The organism is Peribacillus sp. FSL K6-5616, from assembly GCF_038008245.1.
In the GTDB taxonomy this organism is placed as follows: Bacteria; Bacillota; Bacilli; order Bacillales; family DSM-1321; genus Peribacillus; species Peribacillus frigoritolerans.
Genome location: NZ_JBBOYT010000001.1, coordinates 3,163,499 through 3,188,335 on the forward strand (window position 1 = coordinate 3,163,499; position 24,837 = coordinate 3,188,335).

Consider the following 24,837-nt stretch of genomic DNA (forward strand, 5'->3'; position numbering starts at 1 on the left):
CTGTAGACAAACTCGAGTTTGTCTACAGATTTAATGAGGGTTTGTAAAATCTCGAACGTCGATTTCCTCTTCAGGCACTCGCTTTCCGCGGGCGGTCCGCCCTCGGCGCTTTTCCCGCAGGAGTCTCGCACCTTCCGTTCCAATCGACTTTGTTTTGAAATTTAGATAAAACCCCTTTGTCTAAACTAAGGTTTGCTTCTATTGTTGTAAAGTGTCCTGGTCATCCATTTCGGCCAAGATCTTCTTATATTTTTTTGATAATGAGAAAAATACTATGGATATGCCCAGGAACATGATTGTCGCTCCCATATAGACATATGTGCCAATCATCGCTTTGTCGCCAGTGGGAAGGATGGTTCCTATATAGAAGAACGAACCCACACATAACAAAGTGATCGCAAATTGTTTAAAATCCACCATTTTCGAACGCAGCATTGCAGCCGTTTGTTTTTTGCGGTTTTTCATGCCATTCCACCTTCTTTCAAGCTAATAAGATATCGATATCTCATTCTACCATATTTATTCCAAATGACAGGGTGTAAATAATGGCAGTCAGCTATAAAGCGGTCCCTAAACGATTATCCTTGCAGCGCTTGTTCCAAGTCTTCCAATAAGTCTTCAACATCTTCCAGACCTACTGAAATACGAATCAACCCATCCGTTATCCCAAGTTCTGCACGACGCTCAGCCGGAATGGAAGCGTGTGTCATCAAAGCCGGAATGGAAATCAAGCTCTCCACTGCCCCCAGACTTTCCGCAAGTGTAAAGTATCTCACTTTGTTCAAAACGGACTCGGCCTTTTCCGCACTCCCGACATCAAATGAAACCATACCGCCGAATCCACGCGATTGTTTTTTTGCAATATCATGATTTGGGTGGTTTTCAAGACCTGGGTAATAGATTTTCGAAACGCCTTCATGCCCGGATAGGAAACGAACGATTTGAGATGTATTTTTTTCATGTTCTTCCATCCTGATTCCCAGCGTTTTAATGCCCCGCATCAGCAACCATGAATCCTGGGGCCCTAGCACGCCTCCTGTGGAGTTTTGGATGAAATGAAGGTCATTGCCAATCTTTTCATCATTCACCACGACAAGACCCGCTACAACATCGCTGTGTCCCCCCAGATACTTCGTTGCGCTATGAAGCACGATATCGGCTCCAAGTGAAAGCGGATTTTGCCAGTATGGCGTACTGAAGGTATTGTCCACAATGGTGAGGATGCCGTTTTCTTTAGCTATTTTTGATACTTGTTCCAAATCGGTGATTTTCAATAATGGATTCGTCGGAGTTTCAATGAACAGTGCTTTCGTATTGTCCTTTATCTCTTTTTCGATCGAGTGTATGTCACTCGTATTAATGAAAGTAGCTTCCACCCCGAAGCGGTTAAGCACTTTAGTGATGACCCGGAAAGAACCTCCATAAACATCATCTGTCATCAATACATGATCACCATGACTGAACAGCATCATAACCGCAGTCATCGCTGCCATTCCTGATCCGAAGGCGAAACCTCTTTTTCCTTCCTCGAGATCCTTGATCAATTCTTCGAGGGCATGGCGGGTCGGGTTGCCTGTACGGGAATATTCATAGCCCCGATGATTTCCCGGACCATCCTGTTTATAGGTGCTCACTTGATAAATCGGCACCGAAACCGCCCCTGTTTGTTCATCACCAAAAATGCCGCCATGGATCAATTGTGTTTTTTTTCTCATTTTACATTCCTCCCTGATAAATTTTTTTACTTAAGTAACGTTCACTTGAATCCGGAAATATGACGACGATATTCGCCCCCGGGGAAGCCTTGGCCGCTTCTTTCATGGCCGCTGCAAATGCCGCACCTGAAGAACTGCCGACAAGAAGGCCTTCTTTAATCGCCAATTCCTTTACCATATCGAAAGCGTCATGATCGCTTATCGTATGGATTTGGTCAAAATACGTTTCATCCATATAGGCAGGTAAGAATTCCATTCCGATCCCCTCTGTTTTATGGGGTCCGGCTTTTCCGCCGTTTAAAATCGATCCTTCTGGTTCGACAATGACCGTTTTGACAGCAGCGTTCTTTTCTTTCAAATATCGCGATGTTCCCATGAATGTCCCGCCCGTCCCGGCACCGGCAACAAACACATCCACATCGCCTTCCATCTGTTCCCATATTTCAGGTCCCAGTGTTTTATAATAGGCATCAGGATTGGATGGGTTGGCGAACTGCTGGGGACAATATGATCCCGGTATTTCAGCCAGCAGCGCCTTAGCCTTGGCGATTGCTCCTGTCATCCCTTCCTCTGTCGGGGTTTGGATCACATTCGCTCCAAGGGCACGCATCAATTCCTGTTTCTCGGTACTGAATTTCTCCGGAACGCAAAATATCACGTCCACTCCACTGTTTATCGCAGCCAACGCCAAGCCAATCCCGGTATTCCCGGCAGTCGGTTCGATGATCGTACCGCCCTTTTTCACCTTCCCTGTCTGCAGCGCTTTGGCTAACAGTTCTTGACCAAGCCGGTCCTTCACACTGCCTCCCGGATTGAAGTATTCCAGTTTGGCAAAGATACGGACTTCATCCGGAAGCGGGAAATGGGTGATTTCCATCATCGGCGTTTCCCCTATCAGCTCATGAATGTTTTTAAAGACTTTCATATTCGGACATCCTTTCATAGTTATCCTACCAATTTAATGAGGATTATGCAATAAAGAATGATCAGCAGAAAAGCTTCCGCTGATCACTTACCATTCATTTCATTTTTTCAACCATTTTCAAAATCAGTGCCGCTGAATGAAGAGCCGCAGTTTCCAGGAATTTATCAAAGGAAATATTGGACTCCTTACCTGCGATATCCGAAAGGGAACGAATGATGACAAACGGTGTTTTGAATTGGAAGGCTACCTGTGCAATGGCTGCCGCTTCCATTTCCACCGCGTATAAATCAGAGAATTTCCCTCTGACGAATTCAACCCTGTCAGGATCATTCATGAAAGAATCCCCCGTCACGATCAATCCTTTCGCCACTTGTATATCCTCGATTTCTTTTGCTGCTTCTTCTGCGATTGCAAAAAGCTTTTCATCCGGTGTGAAAGCTGCAGGCAGCTGAGGGACTTGACCGTATTCATATCCAAAAATCGTCACATCGACATCATGGTGCCGCACTTCCGTGGATATGACCACATCCCCTACATTCAGTTCTGGATGATAACCGCCGGCAGAGCCAGTATTGATGACTGCATCCGGTTTGAATTTTTCTAACAGGATTGCAGTGGACATTGCCGCATTCACTTTACCGATACCCGATTTAAGTAAAATGACCTCGATACCATTCAGTGTGCCTGTATTGAACTCGGAACCGGCAATGGTCACCTGCTCCAACCCTTCCAATTTGTCACGTAAAATCGTAACTTCTTCTTCCATTGCTCCGATTATGGCTACCTTCATTAGTAAAAACCTCTTCCTATAATTTTTCCGCCTCCATGATCCAGACGAATTGATTGCAGCGCTCGAAGTTCACTTTATATCCATTTGCTTCAAGCACTTTTTCCAAAAAAGGAATCGTAGTATAATATTCCGTTTGCAAATCGTTCGCCAAATTATGAAAGCCTGCCTGCCTTGCATCTTGAATCGCTCGTTCATGCGCTTCCTTTGATTGATACATTGTATCAGCAAACACTATTTTACCACCAGTATTCAGTAACTTTCCATAGTTGGCTATCGCTTTTTCTTTTTCTTCATCGGTTAAATGATGAAACGCGTACGTACTCACGATCGAATCAACCTGGTCCGGCTTCGGAAAATCAATAAAATCGCCATCTACAATTTCCGTTTTTCCGCTCAGCTTGCTTACCGCTATTTCCCTCATCGCAGGTGAAGGTTCTATTCCCGATACCTTTAGGCCCTTCTTCAAAAGTCTTTCCGTCAAATTCCCGGTACCCACTCCGAACTCAAGCACATGACCAAAAGCCCGATCTGTGACGCTGTCCAATATGCCATCATAATGTTTAAAAACCTCTTGATACTCAATATCGTGTCCACCAACCGTATCATCATACGATTTCGACCATTCTTCAAATAAATCGATAAATTCTCTGCCCATTTTTAATCACCTTTTATAATAAGATAATAAAACCTATAAGCATAATATGAAATAAACAGAGAAACAGTTCTTGTTTTTAGGCAAATTCATTAGGTTCAGATTCGGACAAAATGGTGGTAAACTAACAGTATCTGAATGTTGGAGGGGAACAGTCATGAGTTTTCAACTCGACTTAAACTTATTCGAAGATAAAATAGAATTTTTCGAGGCAGAAAGCATCAAGAATCTTGAAGAAAAAATCCAATCACAAATTGAAATCAATAAAGCGATCATGCTCCAGGTGGAATCCGTGTCACACCAAATGTATGTAAGTGAAGAAGGCAGACGTTTTTATAGTGCAGTCGTCCACTTTAAAGCTAAAAAATGATCACCATGAAAAACCCCCGAAAAGCGGAATTCCTTTCGGGGGTTTTTTCGTTTATACATTTTTTCTGAACATTACCTTTTATCGTTTGTCTTCAGCTCTTCGACTTTTACAGGTTTCCAACCTGATCCGTCCACCCATTCAATATAAACCCGGAAGGTTTTAGGGTTGTCTCCTTCAGAAACCGTACCGATTGCCGTGGTCGGCGAACCGCCGTTTTGCAGCCACCATAGCTTCATGTTGCCTTCATCGATTCCAGCTCCGCTTGCTATCGCTTTACTCATTTCATTCCAATCGACCGAGCCCTTTTCGAAGCTGGTAGTGTGCTCCCCGGATTGCTCCGTTCCTACTGGTTTCCAACTCTCACTTGTATATGTAGACGCAACATTGCCATCGCCGCTGCCTTCCACTTCCACAAGTTCGGCATCTCCTGCTTTTTCTGGATCTGCATCATCTTCAGCCTTCTCTTCTGAATCATCTTCAGCCTTCTCTTCTGCATCTTCCTCTGTTGCTTTACTATCTTCTTTTTCGGCATCTTCTTCTGTTGCTTCACTATCACCTACTGCGTCTTCCTTCTCTGAATCCGTTTCTTCCTCTTTGCCAGAAGGTTTGTCCACTACTTTGCCTTTTTCTGTCTCGGCGACTTGCTTTGGTTCAGTCGTGGCTTTTTTTGAATCGGTGCCATCATCACTTAAGAAAATCGAGACTGCGACAATGACGATTAAAATGGAAACGATGGTGATTGCAATATTATATATTTTATTTACTTTTCTTTTTTGATCTCTCTGATTGAAACGTGAGCCCAAGGTCCATTCCTCCCCTTACCATTTCTTACTGCCTCATTTTAACATGATTTAGCCAGAGATAGAAGGGAAGGGTTTCCTACACTTTTCGTCAATTCTCGATATTGTCCTGGTCCTTCGAGTACAGGACTTTTACAATATCTGAAAAAAGAGGCGTCATGCTGGAACTGTTTTCCTTCGTTTCAAAACTTACGGTAACAAGAGCATATTTGGGATCTTTATATGGAAAGTAGCCCGCAAACCATTTATTAAGCTCCCCTTTTTCGATATTGGTCTGAGCTGTCCCGGACTTGCCGGCGACTTCCACAGGCAAATCTCTCAAAGAAGCACCCGTCCCTTTCTCTTCCGTCACGACCTTCCTAAGAAGATGCTGCATCTTCATCGTCGTATATGGAGACAGTGTCTCCCCGCCAATACTTTGATTGGGAAAATCGACTACGGTCGTACTATTGTTGAATTCGACCTTGGAAACGGCTTTGACCTGTTCCTTCTTGCCGCCGCGGGCAATCGTTGCCATCATATTCGCGATCGCGAGCGGCGTCGTTTGGACATCCTGCTGGCCAATTGCCGTTTTGGCAACCATTTTGGGATCTTTTTTTAAATCGTCATCATGCCAGACCTTTCCTGTTTGCTCATGATGCAGCTGAGTGACTTCCGTGTGATATACGTCCCCTTGCCAGCCCGTTTCACCAACCAGCCCTAACATTTTTGCATATTTGTCCAAAAAGTCCGGATCCTTCTCGGCTATTTCCTGTGACAATTCGGCAAACGTCCTATTACAGCTTTGGGCAAAGCTATTTTCAAAATTAAGTACGCCCAGTTCCCTCTGTTTATCCGTTTTGCCGTCTATCGTCAAATTACAATTAAATGTCCGGGTTGGGCTGGCCGCTTCATAATCGATGGCCGCTGCTGCCGTGACCGTTTTAAAGACGGAACCCGGCGTTTTTTGAGTCAGCATCATATTGACGGCCCCTTCGCCATTCGGATCTTTTATATTAAGCGCCGGACGTGATACCATGGCGACGATTTCACTTTTTTCGATATCGATCAATACGAGACCGCCTTTTTTTATCCCGCGTTCATCGACTAGCTTCTCCGCTTTCTCCTGAATTTCTTTATCGATCGTCGTCATGACCTTCACCGGGTAAAGCGGATTTGCAGGTTCCACATATTTAACATCGACACCGAACATTGGTCCTCCGCTGGCGTCCACGTGAAAAACGAGCTTCGATTCCCCAGCGGAAAGCAAGAACTCATCGAAGGTCCTTTGCAGTCCCGTATTGCCTATTTTCGTTTCAGGAGATAAATTCATGTCCGGATAACGTTTTTTCTTTTCCGCATCAGATATGTTCGTCGTTCCGATCAATTGTGCTGCAGGCGTTTGATCATGATATAATTTCTCATTCACGGCAAAGACCCCGGGAATCTTCAATTCATTGATTGCCTTCGATTGGCTGGACGTCAACTCTATCGGTTCATCCCCGCCAAATACGAATGGTTCATCCGCCTCTTCTATCGCCCGTTTTAACTCCGCTTCCGATTTTCCTATTATCGAAGCCACATCATCTATGGGCCATGTCATTTTTTTCAAAAATGGAAAAAGGACGAGCGTCGGGATTTCTTCATGTGCTAGCGGTTCTCCATTTCTGTCATAGAACTTTCCGCGTCCATCATCAATCTTTAATATCTGTGAACGTTGATTCACGCTTGCTTCCAACAGGTTCACATCATGCTTTGAAAAAGATTCTGTCGATACAAGTTGGATGTAGGCAAGCCTGCCTATGAGCATCAGCATGAAAGCGGTCAAAAAAAGAGCCAGCAACCTCATTCGTTTCTTTTTCATAAAATACACCTCGGTAACCATTGTTGACGAGGTGCGAATTTTTAAACAATTATGAACAAATTTAATGCGGCACTTTTCCATAAAAAAGAGGATGCCCCGATGGACATCCCCTTTTGCATTTTATTTAGTCGATGGATACAATCTTGACGCTCATTTCGCCGCCAGGTGTCATGATCGATACCTTGTCGCCGACCCTTTTCCCTATCAGGCTTTTCGCAATTGGGGAATCATTGGAGATTTTTCCTTCGAATGGGTCCGCTTCAACGCTTCCTACGATGGAATATGTTTCTTCATCACCATTTGGAAGTTCCACGAATGTTACCGATTTTCCAAGTGAAACTGTATCTGTATTCGAATCATTGCCTTCAATGATTTTTGCATTGCGGATCATGTTTTCGATTGTTGTAATACGTCCTTCAACGAAAGCCTGCTCTTCTTTTGCGGAATCGTATTCTGAGTTCTCGGAAAGGTCCCCAAAACTGCGGGCGATTTTGATTCTTTCCACCACTTCTTTACGTTTAACCGTTTTTAACTGTTCCAGTTCCTGTTCAAGCTTTAACTTACCTTCTTTAGTCATTGGATACTCTTTTTCAATTGCCAAAACCCTTCACTCCTTCAAATTCTTTACAGCAAGCATTCGCTGTGACAAGTTTATGTACTATATCGTGCTTAACCCTAAATCGAGTCAAAATATATAATTGCGCGACTTAAAAAGTCGCGCTTCGATACTAAGAAACAATCCGTTCCTTAGTATATAAACCGACTGCGGTGAGCAGCCGGTTCGTTCTGTATCAAGAATAGAGTATTGCGTTTTCCAACATTTGTCCAGTCTTTCCCATTAAATAAATGGGATTTTTAAATAAACGGAGGAAAATGGCACCTATCATTATTTATGCTATGTTATTACAAAAAAGACTTTTGTTCAAGGATTGTTTGAATTTTTGTCACCATAAGGTCAATCGCCACATGGTTCTGACCGCCTTCTGGTATGATGATGTCGGCATAACGCTTCGTCGGTTCTATGAACTGATTATGCATCGGACGGACGACACTGATGTATTGTTCGATGACGGAATCTATAGAACGGCCGCGTTCTTTAATATCACGGGTCATCCGGCGAAGGATCCGCAGGTCTGCGTCCGTATCGACATATAGCTTCATATCCATCAGGTCTCGGAGGCGCTCATCCTCCAGTACAAGAATGCCTTCAAGGATGATGACATCCTGGGGCTCAACTGTAATGACTTCTTCCGAACGCGTATGGATCGAATAATCATAAACGGGTTTTTCTATCGTTTCATAGCGCAGCAAAGCGTTAATGTGATCGATTAGCAAATCGTTATCAAATGCAAGCGGATGATCATAGTTCGTTTTCAGGCGCTCTTCAAAAGGCAGATGACTTTGATCTTTATAGTAATAATCTTGTTCGATCATCAAGATGGAATGTCCTTGGAAGAATTCAAAAATGGAACGGGTAACACTTGTTTTACCTGATCCCGACCCTCCGGTAACTCCGATGACCACTGGTTTCTTTCTTGTCATATCAATTCTCCTTCCGCATCATATTGTTCACATAAACTCTATTATCTACTTGAATGCGGACAATTTGAAGCGGATGGCGGGCTGCCTCCAGCTCCTTACCTGACTCATCCCAGATCGTACCGATTTTTTGAGTGAAGTTTTCGATTTCCGGTCCAAAAAATTCCACTTCATCCCCAGGCTTGAAGAAATTACGTTGCTGCATGGTGACGATTTTAGTTTCCTCGTTGTAATCAAGCACCAATCCTGCGAAGTCGAAGCGAGTCTTTACGGTATGATTCCCGAACATTTGCTGTTTATACCCAGGAATTTCCCCTTCCATGAACGATGATGCCGTCTCACGGTTCGCACACTTATCAAGCTCTTCCAGCCATTCTTGTTTAATTTTGAAATTGTCAGGATCGGCACAATACGCATCAATCACTTTACGATACACGCTGACAACCGTTGCAATATAATGAATCGATTTCATTCTTCCTTCGACTTTTAAGCTGTCTATGCCAATTTCAATCATGCCAGGCAGTGATTCAATCAGTTTCAAGTCTTTTGGACTCATTGCGAATGGAGCATCTTCTTTATCGAATAAAGCCTTTTCCCCATCTTGATCCAACTCATATAAATCATAATCCCAACGGCAAGACTGACAGCAGCCGCCCCGGTTCGAATCACGAGCCGTCATATGGTTCGAAAGGGTGCAGCGTCCGGAATAGGCAATGCACATGGCCCCATGAACGAAAGCCTCGATTTCGATATCGACCTTCTCCTTCATTTCACGGATTTCATCAGCACTCGTCTCACGTGCCAAAACAACACGCTCCAAGCCTTCCTCTTTCCAATACTGAACAGCCTTCCAGTTCGATAGCGATTGCTGTGTGCTTAAATGGATCTCGACTTTCGGAGCGACCCTTTTACAGGTTTCGATGATTAATGGATCGGCGACGATGATACCATGAACCCCTGCTTCCTGAAGACCTTCCAGGTATTCATCCAGACCATCGATATTTTCATTATGTGCGAAGATATTTGTAGTTACATATACTTTGGCACCATACTTATTAGCGAATTCGACGCCTTCCTTCATTTCCTCAAACGTGAAGTTACCGGCATTGGAACGAAGACCATATTCCTGACCGCCAATGAACACGGCATCCGCGCCGTAATGGACGGCAATTTTTAATTTTTCCAGGTTGCCGGCCGGAGCCAGCAATTCCGGTTTTTTTACAATGACTCTCTTTCCATCAACGATCTTGGAAATTTTATCAGCAATAGCATTCAAGGCTATTCCTCCTCTTTCTCTTACCCTTTTCTTTAATAAACCGATTCTTTAAAGAAGAACCCGGTATCCAACTCACGGTTATCCGGCTGAACCGCTTTGACTTTTTCAAAAAGTTCCGATTTGATATCCTCATAGCGGTCAGGGTCTTCAGCACATACGTCAATCGCTTCCCGATATAACTTTGTCATTTCAATGACATATTCCGGTGTTTGCAGTAACCCTTCGATTTTCAGTGAATCAATTTCCGCTTCAATCAATTCCTGAAGTTCATCAATCATGCACATATCATTCGGACTCATGATATGTGTACCATTTTCATCTTCATAAATCGGGTATTTATTTTCGCGTTCCTTATCATGCAAGAACATATTTCTTTGTTCCTTCCGATTTTCCACTTCCAATGCCTTGCCTTGGTATTCAAAGTAATTACCTAGGAGCGTACGCTTCGATTGGAACATGCATGTCATGCCATGCACTTGCACTTCAATCTCCACTTCGGCATTTTCCTTCATTTCCACGATCTCGTCCAGACTTATCTCACGGGCAGCAACGGCGCGGACAGCACCGCGTTTTCCCCAGTAATTACATGTGTACCAGTTCGTTACCGTCATCTCTGTATTCCAGTGCAGGGGCATATCAGGTGCCACGGCACGGACAGCCATCAAGACCGCGGGATCACCGAAAATGATCCGGTCGGCACCAGCCTCTTTAAGGAATGTAACATACCCTTCAAGCTCGTCCACTTTTTCATTATGAAAAATGGCGTTCATGGATACGTACACTTTCTTGCCCGCAGCATGTGCAAGCTCAATCGCCTTCTCTACATCTTCACGATTGAACTCCCCTGCCAGCCTTAACGCATAACGTTGTTCGCCAATGACGAAGGCGTCAGCGCCAGCATCGATGAGTTCTGTTATATGATCGACACTTGTCGGAGTCACGAGTAATTCAGGCTTTTTCATTTTTGTCACCTCTATGTTTACTGATGGCCACACCATCACCAATCGGCAAAATTACGGTATCGAAATGGGGATGGTCATGTAACCAGATGTTAAAGTCTCTGATTTTTTTGATAAGAGCTCGCTTTCTTCTCGTCATTTCCATTTCTTCAATGTTTTCGGCAACCAAGCCTTTAAATAAAACATTGTCAGTAATGATAATGCCAGCATCAGCAAGGAATGGTTCAAACAGTTCAAAGAATCGCTTGTACTGCCCTTTAGCTGCATCTACGAAGATGATATCGAACGGGCCATGCTCCATCACTTTCGGTCCCGCTTCAAGGGCATCCCCTTCAATGAGGGTGATCCTTTCCGACAGTCCCGCCTTCTTGAAGTTAGCCCTTGCCTGCTCAATACGGGCTTCATTCCGTTCAAGTGTGACGATTTCTGCTTCCGGAAGGGTCTCAGCCATCCTTATGGCCGAATAGCCAATTGCCGAACCTACTTCCAATATCGCCTTTGGCTGATGAAGCCTTAAAATCTGAAGCAGCACTTCAATTCCTTCGGGCTCCATGATCGGCACATTATTTTCCATCGCAAAATCTTCCAACTCCTTAAGCAAACCCGTACGCTCCGGAATTAAGGAATGAAGATATTGTTCTATTTTTCCGTTCAAAACGTTTCCTCCATTTATAAGGAAAACAAAAGCGCTTGGTCAGTAACATGAAAAAATTGATTGAACAATTTCTTCACAAGGAGCTGAAACAAGTATGCTTGACGATCTACATTTCCTTATCTTTCAAAATAAAACCCGGCATTCGCCGAGTTACGTCACCGATAAGAATCGGATCAAAAATTCACTTGTACTATTCTATCATAAAAACAAGGGGAAAGTAATATCTCTCCCCCCTCAGTGTCCTTGCATTTTTTTATTTATTTATTGGAAATATGCTCTGCCTTTTTATTATTGTGGTCATCCAAGGTCTTGGAGTAAAGGACTTCCCCTTCAGGTGTTGCCAAAAAGTACAGGTAATCCGTTTTCTCAGGTTTCAGCACCGCATCGATCGATGTCGTTCCGGCATTTGCAATCGGCCCTGGCGGCAGCCCCTTGTTCTTATACGTATTATAAGGGGATTTCACCTCAAGGTCTTTATAATATACCCTGCTCTTATGTGAACCCTTCGCATACAAGACGGTAGGATCCGTTTGAAGCGGCATATCTTCCTCAATACGATTGTAAAAGACGGAAGCTATCTTTCCGCGATCGACTTGTGCCGTCGCCTCTTCTTCGACAAGCGAAGCGAAGGTCAGCATCTCGTGTACGGAATAATCGTTCTTATCCATTTGGCCTTCGTAAGCCTGCAATGTCTCTTCCGTTTTCTTCAGCATCTCGATGACGATCGATTCCAGGGTCGGCTTTTCCTCATAAAAATCATAAGTAGCCGGGAAAAGGTACCCTTCAAGCGGATATAAAACCTTTTCATTTTCAATTTCCGAGGTCAATAGCTGCGGAAATTGCTCTTGCATGGAATTAACGAACTTCTTATCATTCAATTTCTTAAAGACCTTTTTCGGATCTTCACCCGTCTTCCCTGCTATGATATCGGCAATTTGTATAAGCTGCTTTCCTTCAGGAATCGTTATCTTCATTGCCGCTTCCTTCATGAGTTTTCCGGTTTTGATGCTTGTGACGATATCTTCAATCGGCATGGAAGGTGATAATTTATACTCCCCTGCCTGAAAACCGGATTCATTGCGGAATTTAATATAATATTTGAATACGCGTGCGTCCTTGATTATTCCCTGCTCTTCAAGCAGTGTTGAAATTCCGTTAACGGATGAACCGATTGGGATTTTCACTTTCTTGATGGTGTCATCATCCGGATCGACTGGTTTCATGGCTGAGTTGATATATAAAAAGCCCACAAGACCAACTATCCCAATTAGTAAAATAAGCGAAGCGATCGTAATCATGATGATTTTACGAACCAGCTTGGCTTCTCCTTGCTGTTCTAACAATTTCATTCGGATATGTTCCTTTTTAGATAGATTTTTATCTTTTTCATCCATGTTCATTCCCCCTGCAAACTCACACCAACTACAGAATGGTTTCTAGATGATGCTTTCTCTAATTAATCTTTGCTTCGAACATTATACTAAAATCAACAAATAATTACATGTTTTTTGCAAAACTACATTCATCAATACTCTATTTATGGTAAAAATGCACTACTTTCGTCAACATACAGGTATTTATTTAATAGGAAAATAGTGATATCTTTGTCTAAAGTTTTTTTGAGGGTATATTGATTTCCGCTCCAGGCACTCGCTTTCCGCAGGCGGTCCGGGAGCCTCTCCTCGGCTACACCTGCGGGGTCTCCCCTAGACACGCTTTTCCCGCAGGAGTTCGGATTGCCTACAGTCAATTTTATAGCTTGTACAATTTAGACGTTGATTTCCGTTCCAGGCACTCGCTTTCCGCGGGCGGTCCGGGAGCCTCCTCGGCTTACGCCTGCGGGGTCTCCCCTAGACGCGCTTTTCCCGCAGGAGTCTCGTACCTTCCACTCCAATCAACTTTGTTTTAATTATACTCAGCTTAAAATGTTTCCTGCATATTGGCATTTTAGGGAATTATTCATATAGGAATGCCATAATGATTTAAGGAAAAGGAAAGGTGTGGAGGAGTTGGATCAGTCTTATTTTGTAGGTTGGGGGACATTGGCACTCATAAACGCCGGACTTGCTCAAGGGAAAAATAGAACGGCGCTGAATTGGTTCTTGCTATCATTATTTTTGGGCCCGTTCGCTACTTTTATGCTTTTATTAGCAAAGAAAAGATAAGGGGTTACTGGTACATAAATGAAAAAAACGACCTTCATGTCCACAGTTTTTAATGGGTTTGTACAATTTGAACGTTGATTTCCACTCCAGGTACTCGCTTTCCGCGGGCGGTCTCGGGAGCCTCCTCGGCTTCCGCCTGCGGGGTCTCCTTAGACACGCTTTTCCCGCAGGAGTCTCGCACCTTCCGTTCCAATAAAATTTTTATAAAAAATTCAGATTGAAACCCTTTTGTCTAAAAAAGCGGCTCGGAATGACGGTCAAAACCCGAACCATGAAATATTATTTGGTTGTGGACTTGATTTCCACTCCAAGCACTCGCTTTCCGCGGGCGGTCTCGGGAGCCTCCCCGGCTTCCGCCTGCGGGGTCTCCTTAGACACGCTTTTCCCGCAGGAGTCTCGCACACCCGCTCCAATCAATTTTGTTATTAAATTTTAGATTGAGTCTCTTTTCAAAAAAAAAACCGACCTCTAGGGGCCGGTTTTTTTCTTTTATTCTTCTTCAGCTTCTTCTTGGTCAAGGAATGTATTTAACATTTCTTCGACAAGATCCCACTCTTCTTCTGTTTCGATCGGTGTAAGTTCACCATCTTTATTATCTTCGCTCGGTACGAATGATGAAGCGTGGATTTCAATTTCTTCCTCTTCATCTTCTGCAGACATCGGATAGTAAAGTACATAAGATTTGTTGAATTTATCTGAGTCGAATGTGAAAAGGATTTCGCAAAGCTGCTCGTTTCCGTTTTCATCTACTACTGTAATGTTGTTTTCGCCGTGTTCCATTTGTATTCACCTCATATTGAATTTGTTTGTCTGTCCAAGAATCCTTGCAGAATCATGACAGCTGCCATTTTATCAATGACTTTCTTGCGTTTGCTTCGGCTCACGTCCGCCTCAAGAAGGACACGTTCAGCCGCCATAGTTGTCAACCGTTCATCCCAGAGAAACACCGGCAGCTTGAATTTGTTTTCTAATCGTTTAGCGAAATCTTGGCTGATCTCGCCTCGCGGTCCAACAGTCCCATTCATGTTTTTAGGTAAACCGAGGACAATTTTAGAAACATCATGCTCTTTTATTATTTCATTGAGGCGTTTAAAGCCGAAGTCATTTCCAGCTTCGTTAATTTTGATCGTTTCCAATCCTTGTGCAGTCCAACCCATCGCGTCGCTCAAGGCAACGCCGATGGTTTTTGAACCTAAATCAAGTCCCATTGTGCGCATTAGTATTCCTCTCGATGGTTCTTAAGATACGATTTAACCAATTCTTCGATGATTTCATCGCGTTCAAGCTTACGAATAATGTTTCGAGCATCCATATGGCGCGGGATGTAGGCCGGGTCACCAGATAATAGATAACCGACAATCTGGTTTATCGGGTTATAACCTTTTTCCTGAAGTGCAACATACACTTGAGACAATACTTCTTGTACATCTCTTTCGAATGGTTCTTCGGGAAAATTAAATTTCATCGTTTTATCAAAGGAACTCATTAACATGCACCTCTCCTCAGCGTCCAAATCCACTATTACCTACATTGTACAACACTTTCCATTGATTATGAAATCGATAAGACCCATTCTTCAACAAAATTAAGTGCTGCGTCCAATTTTTCAGGGTCTTTTCCGCCGGCTTGGGCCATATCTGGACGTCCGCCACCGCCGCCGCCGCAACGGGAAGCAACTTCTTTGACCAATTTACCGGCATGGAAACCGCGGTCGATGTAATCCTTGGTCACCCCGGCAATCAAATTGACTTTATCGCCTTGGGCAGAACCTAATACGATAATGACAGAATCGAGCTTTTGTTTCAAATCATCCGCCATGGCACGCAGATTATTCATGTCGGTAGCTTGAACCTTCGCCACCAATACTTGAACACCATTTACGTCTTTTACGTTAGAAACAAGGCTGCTTGCTTCAATATTACTTAATTTTGCAGTAAGGCTTTCATTCTCACGATGAAGATCCTTCACTTCAGCCAGTACCGTTTCAATTCTTGAAGGTACGTCTTTCAAGTTCGTTTTCAATTTAGCAGCCGCATCTTTCAGGACACCGATTTGATCGGTCATCAATTTGTACGCCCCGGCACCCGTTACCGCTTCTATACGGCGAGTCCCTGCACCGATGCCGCTTTCGGAAACGATTTTGAATAAGCCGATCACCGCTGTATTCGGAACGTGGACACCGCCGCAAAGTTCCAAGCTGTAATCGCCTATTTGAACGACACGTACAATCTTGCCGTATTTTTCGCCGAACAAGGCCATTGCGCCCATAGCCTTGGCTTCTTCGATGTTTTTATAGTCCGTATTCACTTGTAAGCTTTGCCAAATCTTTTCATTTACAATCGTTTCGATTTGTTCAATCTCTTCCGCCGTTATCTGGCCAAAATGAGAGAAATCGAAGCGAAGGCGCTCAGCCTGTACGAGTGAACCCGCTTGGTTGACATGTGTACCAAGCACATCTTTCAACGCCTGATGCAGAAGGTGCGTCGCTGTATGGTTTTTCGTGATATGGATGCGATTTTCTTGATTTACCGCAGCAACGATATGGGAATCTGCTGTTAATGTTCCCGCAGTAACTGTTACACGGTGCAGATTTTGGCCATTAGGAGCTTTTTGGACATCAAGGACATCGACCTTCACCGATTCACTTGCCATCGTTCCTATATCGGCTATTTGTCCGCCGCTTTCCGCGTAGAAAGGAGTCTTGTCCAGAATCACTTGAACTTCTTTTCCTTCTTGTGCCTCCGTTACAAGCTCGCCATTTTGTATGATGGCAGCAACTTTGGCTTCGACAGCAACTTGATCATACCCGACAAATTCACTTTCAACTTTAATATCGCCCAATACCCCGCCTTGGATTTGCATGGAATCAACATCTTGACGCGCTGAACGGGCACGTTCACGCTGAGCATCCATCTCTTTTTCAAATCCAGCTTGATCGACGGTCATGCCTTCTTCTTCTGCATATTCTTCAGTTAACTCAATCGGGAAGCCATATGTGTCATATAAACGGAATGCATCGCTGCCTGGAATGGTCGTATTGCCTTTTTCCTTTTCCTTTTTAATGACCTCAGAAAGGATGGATAGTCCATCATTCAGGGTTTCATGGAAGCGTTCCTCTTCATTTTTGATTACTTTTGCAATGAACTCTTTATTCTTGAGGACTTCAGGATAGAAGTCTTTCATGATTTCACCGACGACCGTCACAAGCTCGAACATGAATGGTCGGTTGATGTTGATTTGCTTAGCATATCGAACCGCTCTGCGAAGTAAACGGCGCAATACATAACCGCGGCCTTCGTTGGATGGAAGAGCCCCGTCACCTACTGCAAAGGCTACCGTACGAATATGGTCGGCAATGACTTTGAATGCCACATCTTTTTCTGTATCAACACCATATTTCACATCGGATATCTCTTCGACTGCGCGGATGATTGGCATGAATAAATCTGTATCATAGTTCGTCGCCACATCTTGAACGACGGAAGCCATACGTTCAAGGCCCATCCCTGTATCGATATTTTTCTTTGGAAGCGGTGTATATGAACCGTCCGGATTATGGTTGAATTGAGAAAATACAAGATTCCATACTTCCAGATGACGTTCATTTTCCCCACCCGGATATAGTTCCGGATCATTCGGATCATCGCCATATGCTGGTCCGCGGTCATAGAAAATCTCCGTATTCGGACCGCTTGGACCTTCCCCGATATCCCAGAAGTTTTCTTCCAGGCGAATGATCCTTTCAGCAGGTACACCGATTTTTTTATTCCAAAGTTCGAATGCTTCATCATCTTCAGGATGGATCGTCACAGCCAATTTATCTTTGTCGAACCCAATCCATTTTTCATCGGTCAAAAATTCCCATGCCCATGTGATGGCTTCTTCTTTGAAATATTCACCAATGGAGAAGTTTCCGAGCATTTCGAAAAACGTATGATGACGTGCCGTTTTCCCCACGTTTTCAATATCGTTTGTTCGGATCGCCTTTTGAGCATTCGTAATCCTTGGATTTTCAGGAATCACCCGTCCATCAAAATATTTCTTTAACGTCGCCACCCCGGAATTGATCCAAAGCAATGATGGATCTTCATGAGGAACCAATGACGCACTTGGTTCGATGTTATGTCCTTTTTCACTAAAAAAGTCTAAATACATTTGGCGGATTTGAGCACCAGTTAAATACTTCATATATATCCTCCTTATAAAAATTATGTAATTTTGAGCACACAAAAAACCCCCATCCCAAAAACAGGGACGAGAGTTGACTCGCGGTACCACCCTGATTATGGACGCAGGAATTCATCCCAGGCCCATCACCTTCATAAAAGCCTTAACGCGGCGTGACGGCAGGTATTAGCTGCTCTCAGGACTAGCTTTCTGCTGCTCTTCACCTGGCAGTCCCTTTCAGCCTGGGGGACCCCTCTCTTTAGATGGACTTCAGCATACTTCATCCTTCAACGAATTATCTTATGTTATGGATTATATTCACAAGACTTTTATTTGTCAATAAGGGGCGGCTTCTTTCTAAAGTGAACGCGGGCATGAAGTACAAAAACTTTCAACACAGCCAAGATGGGAATCGAAAGGACCATGCCGACGATACCGCCTATTTCGCCTCCGGCCAATAATGCAAGCATGATGAACAGCGGATGCATATGAAGGCTTTTACCGACTATTAGCGGCGAAAGGATATTTCCCTCAAGAAATTGAAGGACAAGCACGATGACCGCGATGATCAACACCATTTTAACTGACATTGTCGCGGCGATGACCACCGCAGGAATGGCCCCAATAATCGGTCCGAAATACGGAATGACATTCGTTATTCCGATTATCGCCCCCAAAAGAAGCGGATATTTCATTCCGGCTATCCAGAAGAGCAGCGAGGAAATCAAACCGATCACGACACAGACGATGATTTGTCCGCGGATATAGCCGCCAAGCGATGCATCGACGTCACGAACGAATGCCCGTCCCTGATTGCGCCATTTTTTCGGGGTCATATACCATGCCATTTTTTTTAAAACGGTGAAATCTTTCAGGATATAAAAAGCAATGAATGGAATCAATGCAATCAGGACGATGAAATCAATCATCTTCATTGCATACTCCATCGCCTTTTCAGGTATACGCTTCAGCCAGCCTTCGAAAAGGGTGACACCCTCTTCGAATCTTTCATGAATTCCGAACGGCCAGGCCGCCGTTTGATGATTGAGCTTATCAATCCTGCCCCGGTACTGTTCAACCAGTTCCGGCACGCTTTCCGACAGCTCGCGAACCTGGCTGACGATCACTGGAATCCCTTTATAAACAGCAAAACCGATCCCCCCGAAAAACAACAAATAGATGATCGTGATCGAAAGCCAGCGACGCATCCCTTTCTCATTCAAATATTCCACTACAGGGTGCAGCAAGTAACTGATGAACGCACCGATCAAAAAGGGCAGCAGCACCGTCACACATACAGTAACGGCAGGTCCCCACATGGGCTTAAGTTTCATAAAAATATAGATGACGAAAAATAAGAGCAATAAAAAACCCAGGCGATAAAACCACTTTAGCCGAATACTCACAATAAACACCCCCCGCTCATTTATTCTTCGAAAGGCGGAAGGTTTTCATACATAAAAAAGAGTGCCCTCATTATCAGGACACCCATTCCTGCTATAATAATGACTTTAATCTTTTGCGTATTTTCTTCATGTTCCGTTTGATCATCTTCGAGTTCATCAAGTCCGAACCCATATTCATTAGAGTATTGCGTGAACGTCTAGCCATTGCAAACACCTCTTCCGTTATTTACATACCGAAGCGGCGGTCGTTTTCCTCAAACAAATCGTCCAATGAGCTTAAACTTCCATCTTCCTCGACTTGGTGCGTATTGATGAGCCCTTCGGACAGAGTCATTTCAATAAAGCAATTCCAACAATAATATTGATTTACGCCAATCTTCCCAACATCTTTACTGCGGCAATTCGGACATTTAATTTCCAAAATGGACACCTCACTGTTCATAAACTGAAACAATGATGGTGTCCTTCCCTAATGCAGGCGGCTGTTTTGATTCTATCACTGTCGACTCCGAGAAAAACCCATCCGTTGTTTCATACGCTATAATCGTGCCCATTTTTTCCTTGAAATATACATCCTGCAGTAAACCAAGTTCTTCGCCCATTTCTGAAAGCAGCATGCGTCCCAATAATTCGTCCTTCGATAGGCAAATGGAATCCGCAGGCACTTTCGTAAGGGGTGAATCTTGCTGGCTGATGACGATCCCATCTGGACCGAATGAAGAAATATCGTCAAGTTTTAAATGAAAAGCTCTTTTGAACAATGCTTGCTGATGAACGACCAACCCCGTTACCTGTCCCATTTCAGAAATTGATAAATCGTGGACCGTGCCGATTCTATCTCCTTTGATTGTAAAAACCGGCATTCCTTTCAATAAAGAAAACGTCCGCAAGGTCATCCCGCCTTTCCGAACATTTTTATTATCTCTTTACTACTGAAAATAGATGTGCTGAAAGGTTTTCCATTGTTGGTCCAACACAGGGGGCCATACATAAAAAAAAGACCGGTTTCCCGGTCAGATCCACCTGCTTTCACCAGCCCCTGCTGGCACCTCCGCCACCGGAACTTCCTCCGCCGCCGCCCCGTGGACCGCCGCTGCCGCCTCCACGGCCGCCGCCGCCTCCGCGACTTATGAATATCAAAAGGATATTGATTAGCGTTTGAAGGAAAAACCCTTTAAAGAACTTGGCATCGAGGATGAATACGATGATGACGACGATGATAATGAGGAAAATCTGTAAACCTGATGGCTGAAAGGTTTCTGACTCGGGCTGAACGGAGAGATCTTGATAAAACTCGTCACCTAGGTTGTATTCTTTCGTGACGTCGTTATATACAGCCTTATAGGTCTCCGTCAGGGCAACATCATATTTACCCTCTTTCAGCGCGGGGATAGCCACATCATCCAAAATCTGTCCGGATTTTATATCGGTAATGGCCCCTTCCAAACCGTACCCCACTTCAATTCGGATTTTCTGTTCTTCCATGGCCAGCACGATAAGGACTCCATTGTTCAGCTCGGCATCACCAAGCTTGAATGATCTCAATGCCTCGACCGAGTACTCCTCGATCTCGGATCCTTCCATCGAATCAACCGTCAAAACGGAAATTTGTGCTTTTGTGGCATCATCCAGTCGTTTCCCAAGTTCGATGAGTTCGGATTTTTCCTGATCATCCAGGACTCCGGCGAAGTCCTGAACATATATATCCCCAACTGGTTCAGGAATGTTAGGTTGTGCTGCGGCCACGTTTGCTAAACTGAACGTAAGAATGAAGAATAGCGCAAACACAGCGAGTTTTTTCATTATTTATCGCTCCCGAAATCAACCTTTGGCGTTTCTTTTTCTTGATCGGTCACTTCAAAATATGGTTTTGCATCGAACCCGAACGCTCCTGCCATCATATTCTTCGGAAAGCGTTTAATCATCTTATTATAGTTGGTAACTTCATCATTATAGTCTTTTCGTGCTACCGTCAGCCGATTTTCCGTTCCTTCCAAACTATCCATGAGGCCCTTAAAGTTCTCATTGGCCTTTAAGTCCGGATAGTTCTCGACAACAACCAAGAGACGGCTCAAGGCTCCGCTCAATTCTTGATCGGCTTCAATCGCATCTTCGGTCGAATTGGCACCTGCCAGCTTCGAGCGTGCATCACTCACCGCTTTAATGGCTTCCGTTTCATGCGAGGCATAACCCTTCACCGTTTCAACAAGATTCGGAATCAAATCCGCTCTTCGTTTTAATTGGTTATCCACCTGTGACCATTTATTATCGACGTCTTCACTGGCACTAACAAGTCCGTTGTACGAAGATGCGCCATAAATGACCAGTAGAACGACAACGACTATCCCGATTATCCAACCTTTTTTCATCAAATCCCCCCTGCTCACATATAAGTTATATCCTTATTAGTTCCACCAAAACCATGAATTTTAAACAAAATTATCAAAAAGAACCTACATAAAATCATATGGCGTGACATTCTCCATCCCGATCATCGGGTCAGCATGCATAAGAATATCAAGATAACTTGCCTCTTGATGCACCTCTCCCTTTTCAACCGGCATTTCTTCTTCACTCAAGATCTCCCGCAGCTTTTCACGCAAAGTCGTTTTCCGGCTCATCTCATCATTACGCTCGATCCCTAAACGGAATGCATCTTCTTCACCACATAGGATCAAGAAATTTTTACTGCGGGTAATCGCCGTATACAATAAATTACGGCGGAGCATCCGGTAATAACTTTTCACTACAGGTAAAATGACGATGGGGAATTCGCTTCCCTGCGATTTATGGATGGAGCAGCAATAGGCATGTGTAATCTGGTTCAAATCCTGTTTCGTGTAAGTCACTTCGATGCCTTCGAACGATATGATCACTTTATCGACAGAATCGGTATTTTCTTTAGCGAACAATATGGACACGATTTCCCCCATATCGCCATTAAAGACACCCTCCTCTGGCTGGTTCACCAGTTGAAGCACCTTATCTCCGGTTCTATATATCACATCTCCGAATTTTATTTCCCGCCGCTTTTCATTCGCATTGCTATTGAACACTTCCTGAAGCATTTTATTCAGTGCATCAATTCCGGCAGGCCCTCTATACATGGGAGCCAGCACCTGTATATCTTTGGCCGTGAAGCCTTTCGTCCTGGCATTGGCAACCACTTTCTCGATTACTTGGGGGATTTGATTGGTTTGGCAGCGAATGAACGATCGATCTTCCTGCTGTTTCGTGACATCATCCGGAAGCCTTCCTTTTTTGATTTCATGGGCCAATTCAATGATCGATGACCCATCAGCTTGACGATATATATGTTCGAGACTGACAGTCGGTACACAATTCGATGCAAGCAAATCCTTTAAAACCTGCCCAGGTCCAACAGATGGAAGCTGATCTTCATCACCAACCAATATCACTTGGACATTTTCCGGCAGAGCTTTAAACAATTGATGGGCCAGCCACGTATCCACCATCGAAACCTCATCGATGATCACGATACGGCCATCCAGCTGATTATCCTCATCATGGGAAAAGCCTTCACTCCCGTTCCACCCCAGCAAACGGTGGATCGTGACTGCGGGGAGCCCGGTCGATTCAGCCATCCGTTTCGCCGCACGCCCGGTAGGAGCCGCAAGTACGAATGGAAAGGGATCGCTTCCTTCTTTTTTATAATCGTTAATGTCCATGGATACACCATGCAGCTCTGCATATAGCTCAACGATGCCTTTGATGACTGTCGTCTTACCGGTACCCGGTCCCCCCGTCAAGATTAACATCGGTGATTGCAGGGCTGTCTGGATCGCTTCCTTTTGAGCCGGGGCATAGGAAACATCCAGCCGCTCTTCCAGCTCACCAAGTGCCAGCAAGAACTCAGATTCGGGGAACTGGTCCTCATACTCGGTTTGAGCAAGCAGCCGCTTGATGTTCATCACGATTCCCTTTTCCGAATAGAAAAGCGAAGGCGGATAAATTCGTTGATCCTCGACAACTATTTTCCCCTCTTGCGTCAATTCGATTATTTCCGAGGAAATGTTGGTGAACTCAATGCGATCCCGTTTATTTTCCTCCAGCAGCCGTTTGACCGCTTCCAATAGCTGCTCGGCTTCTATGTAGATATTTCCGTCCTGGAGGCATTGGGATTCAAGTGTATACAAGCACGCAGCCTTGATTCGGTCGGGGTGGCTGCCGGAAATGCCCAGCTGATGCCCAAGCTCATCCGCCCGTCCAAACCCAATCCCTTCAATATCCTCGACGAGCTTATACGGATTTCCCTGAATCATCGTGATTGTATCCTGCTTATACATTTGATAAATTTTCATCGACAGCTGCGGACCGAAGCCATATTGATTCAGGGCGATCATCACCTGCTCCAGACCTTGATGTTCGACTAATGTATCATAGAGGCCCTTTGCCTTTTCCCCTGATAGCTTCGGGATATCATCAAGCAGCGAAGGCTGAGCCAGAATTTTTGAAATGGCCTTTTCACCCAGTGTCTCAACAATGCTTTCAGCTGTTTTTTTCCCAATGCCCTTGAAAAGGTCACCTGATAAATAACTGACGATGCCTTCCTTGGATTGAGGCAAATCCTTGCGAAAATGCTCTACATGGAATTGAAGGCCAAAACGCGGATGTTCCTTCATGGCCCCATAAAAAATATAGATTTCATCCTCATGCATCCTTGGAAAATAACCTGTTACGACCGCTTCCTTCTCTTCATAATTCAGATTCGTTTCATGCACACGAATTCTAACAACCGAGTACATATTTTCTTCATTATGAAAGATCGTCACTAAATGACTGCCTTTCATGAACTTTTTCTCTTCTGAAAACAAATCCAACGAATCTTGCTGGCTCAACGCTTCTCCCCACCTTTCCATGCATATGCTTTTTATTTACTCAGCATTCATCTCTTCCAACAGTTTCTTACCGTGCGCAGCAAGCATATGGTCAGGCTGTGCTTCCAAAGCCTTATCAAAATAAACCATCGCGGCTTTCGCATCCTCACGATACCCTGCAAACGCAACGCCTAAATTATAATAAGCATCCGCATGGCCCGGATCCTGTTCCACAACTAAATTCAGTTGATTGATCAATTCATCATACAATTCCGCATTAGCAAGACATAACGCATATTGGAATCTCGCATCAACATCCTCAGGGCTCAGCTCCACCGTTCTCTGCAGATAAGGCATCGCCAATTTCGGTTGATCCAATGCCATCAATGTCAATCCAAGCATGAAGTAAGCATCGCTGTTATCCAGTCCCAGACGGATGGCCTTTTCAAACATATCCTTCGCTTCGACCAGTTTAGAATCGGATTCATAATATAAGTTTCCTAATGAATAGTACGCCGCTGCTGCATTTTCATCCAGCTCGATCGCCTTTTTGTAAAACTTGACCGCTTTATCCGTTTCACCCACGGCAGTCAATACATTCCCAAAGTTTATGTAAGCAACAGGCTCATTCGGATTTTCCTCGATCGCCTCATTAAAAACTTTCGCCGCTTCTTCGTATTTCCCTTGCTGCATAAATTCAATACCTTGTTGATTCTTATCCATATCCATTCACACTC

25 protein-coding genes are annotated in these 24,837 nt (G+C 44.2%); 1 reads left to right on the plus strand and 24 read right to left on the minus strand.

Translation table 11 applies throughout. The features are described from left to right. Positions 1–198: 198 nt before the first annotated feature. The 5 genes from MHB45_RS15195 to MHB45_RS15215 form a co-directional block, all read right to left on the minus strand. Complete coding sequence (locus tag MHB45_RS15195) at positions 199–465, minus strand: YrhC family protein (RefSeq protein WP_048682786.1); 267 nt, start codon at positions 463–465, stop codon at positions 199–201. Positions 466–578: 113 nt separating this feature from the next. After that, positions 579–1,715 (minus strand): bifunctional cystathionine gamma-lyase/homocysteine desulfhydrase, encoded by a 1,137-nt coding sequence (locus tag MHB45_RS15200; RefSeq protein WP_048682783.1) that lies wholly within the window; start codon positions 1,713–1,715, stop codon positions 579–581. 1 nt (position 1,716) lies between these two features. Next, entirely contained in the window at positions 1,717–2,640 is a 924-nt protein-coding gene (locus tag MHB45_RS15205) for a PLP-dependent cysteine synthase family protein (RefSeq protein WP_048682779.1), read from the minus strand. 94 nt (positions 2,641–2,734) lie between these two features. Further along, positions 2,735–3,430, minus strand: a complete 696-nt coding sequence (gene mtnN / locus MHB45_RS15210; protein WP_048682777.1) for a 5'-methylthioadenosine/S-adenosylhomocysteine nucleosidase — start codon at positions 3,428–3,430, stop codon at positions 2,735–2,737. 16 nt (positions 3,431–3,446) lie between these two features. Further along, positions 3,447–4,085: a class I SAM-dependent DNA methyltransferase gene (locus MHB45_RS15215; RefSeq protein WP_048682774.1), complete on the minus strand. Its 639-nt coding sequence runs from the start codon at positions 4,083–4,085 to the stop codon at positions 3,447–3,449. 154 nt (positions 4,086–4,239) lie between these two features. On the opposite strand from MHB45_RS15215, the gene MHB45_RS15220 reads away from it, so the two are divergent. Further along, complete coding sequence (locus MHB45_RS15220; RefSeq protein ID WP_048682770.1) at positions 4,240–4,452, plus strand: DUF2536 family protein; 213 nt, start codon at positions 4,240–4,242, stop codon at positions 4,450–4,452. A 71-nt stretch (positions 4,453–4,523) separates the two neighbouring features. Here the strand turns inward: MHB45_RS15220 and MHB45_RS15225 are convergent, their stop codons facing one another. The 19 genes from MHB45_RS15225 to MHB45_RS15315 form a co-directional block, all read right to left on the minus strand. Continuing rightward, on the minus strand, positions 4,524–5,255 hold the full coding sequence (locus tag MHB45_RS15225) for a YrrS family protein (RefSeq protein ID WP_072273249.1): 732 nt from the start codon (positions 5,253–5,255) through the stop codon (positions 4,524–4,526). An 88-nt stretch (positions 5,256–5,343) separates the two neighbouring features. Then, positions 5,344–7,095 (minus strand): peptidoglycan D,D-transpeptidase FtsI family protein, encoded by a 1,752-nt coding sequence (locus tag MHB45_RS15230; protein WP_048682763.1) that lies wholly within the window; start codon positions 7,093–7,095, stop codon positions 5,344–5,346. 124 nt (positions 7,096–7,219) lie between these two features. After that, a complete protein-coding gene (greA, locus tag MHB45_RS15235; RefSeq protein WP_034308617.1) occupies positions 7,220–7,696 on the minus strand; it encodes a transcription elongation factor GreA in 477 nt (158 codons plus the stop codon). Between the two features lie 302 nt (positions 7,697–7,998). Beyond that, complete coding sequence (gene udk / locus MHB45_RS15240; RefSeq protein ID WP_034308619.1) at positions 7,999–8,637, minus strand: uridine kinase; 639 nt, start codon at positions 8,635–8,637, stop codon at positions 7,999–8,001. 1 nt (position 8,638) lies between these two features. After that, the gene (locus MHB45_RS15245; protein WP_034308621.1) at positions 8,639–9,910 is read right to left on the minus strand and encodes a peptidase U32 family protein; all 1,272 of its coding nucleotides are present in this window, start codon (positions 9,908–9,910) and stop codon (positions 8,639–8,641) included. A 32-nt stretch (positions 9,911–9,942) separates the two neighbouring features. Further along, positions 9,943–10,872: a peptidase U32 family protein gene (locus MHB45_RS15250; protein WP_048682757.1), complete on the minus strand. Its 930-nt coding sequence runs from the start codon at positions 10,870–10,872 to the stop codon at positions 9,943–9,945. Further along, the gene (locus tag MHB45_RS15255) at positions 10,859–11,524 is read right to left on the minus strand and encodes an O-methyltransferase (protein WP_034308624.1); all 666 of its coding nucleotides are present in this window, start codon (positions 11,522–11,524) and stop codon (positions 10,859–10,861) included. The genes MHB45_RS15250 and MHB45_RS15255 overlap by 14 nt, the downstream gene beginning before the upstream one ends. 257 nt (positions 11,525–11,781) lie before the next feature. Further along, a complete protein-coding gene (gene mltG, locus MHB45_RS15260) occupies positions 11,782–12,918 on the minus strand; it encodes an endolytic transglycosylase MltG (RefSeq protein ID WP_370021597.1) in 1,137 nt (378 codons plus the stop codon). A 1,260-nt stretch (positions 12,919–14,178) separates the two neighbouring features. Beyond that, positions 14,179–14,469, minus strand: a complete 291-nt coding sequence (locus MHB45_RS15265) for a DUF1292 domain-containing protein (RefSeq protein WP_034308630.1) — start codon at positions 14,467–14,469, stop codon at positions 14,179–14,181. An 11-nt stretch (positions 14,470–14,480) separates the two neighbouring features. Beyond that, positions 14,481–14,906, minus strand: a complete 426-nt coding sequence (gene ruvX, locus MHB45_RS15270) for a Holliday junction resolvase RuvX (RefSeq protein ID WP_034308633.1) — start codon at positions 14,904–14,906, stop codon at positions 14,481–14,483. After that, positions 14,906–15,175, minus strand: a complete 270-nt coding sequence (locus MHB45_RS15275; RefSeq protein WP_034311358.1) for an IreB family regulatory phosphoprotein — start codon at positions 15,173–15,175, stop codon at positions 14,906–14,908. The genes ruvX and MHB45_RS15275 overlap by 1 nt, the downstream gene beginning before the upstream one ends. Positions 15,176–15,240: 65 nt before the next feature. After that, entirely contained in the window at positions 15,241–17,877 is a 2,637-nt protein-coding gene (alaS, locus tag MHB45_RS15280) for an alanine--tRNA ligase (RefSeq protein WP_323066134.1), read from the minus strand. Positions 17,878–18,185: 308 nt separating this feature from the next. After that, entirely contained in the window at positions 18,186–19,262 is a 1,077-nt protein-coding gene (locus MHB45_RS15285; protein ID WP_095389837.1) for an AI-2E family transporter, read from the minus strand. A gap of 226 nt (positions 19,263–19,488) precedes the next feature. Then, entirely contained in the window at positions 19,489–19,704 is a 216-nt protein-coding gene (locus MHB45_RS15290; protein ID WP_034311361.1) for a hypothetical protein, read from the minus strand. Further along, entirely contained in the window at positions 19,694–20,152 is a 459-nt protein-coding gene (locus tag MHB45_RS15295) for a PRC-barrel domain-containing protein (RefSeq protein ID WP_202187076.1), read from the minus strand. Before MHB45_RS15295 ends, MHB45_RS15290 begins: the two co-directional genes overlap by 11 nt. Positions 20,153–20,291: 139 nt before the next feature. Continuing rightward, positions 20,292–21,065: a TPM domain-containing protein gene (locus MHB45_RS15300; RefSeq protein ID WP_202187075.1), complete on the minus strand. Its 774-nt coding sequence runs from the start codon at positions 21,063–21,065 to the stop codon at positions 20,292–20,294. Continuing rightward, positions 21,065–21,634: a LemA family protein gene (locus MHB45_RS15305; protein WP_372464783.1), complete on the minus strand. Its 570-nt coding sequence runs from the start codon at positions 21,632–21,634 to the stop codon at positions 21,065–21,067. The genes MHB45_RS15300 and MHB45_RS15305 overlap by 1 nt, the downstream gene beginning before the upstream one ends. 81 nt (positions 21,635–21,715) lie before the next feature. After that, entirely contained in the window at positions 21,716–24,121 is a 2,406-nt protein-coding gene (gene recD2, locus MHB45_RS15310; protein WP_340907955.1) for an SF1B family DNA helicase RecD2, read from the minus strand. A gap of 36 nt (positions 24,122–24,157) precedes the next feature. Next, positions 24,158–24,823, minus strand: coding sequence for a tetratricopeptide repeat protein (locus MHB45_RS15315; protein ID WP_048681430.1), 666 nt, complete (start codon positions 24,821–24,823; stop codon positions 24,158–24,160). Between the last annotated feature and the right edge of the window lie 14 nt (positions 24,824–24,837).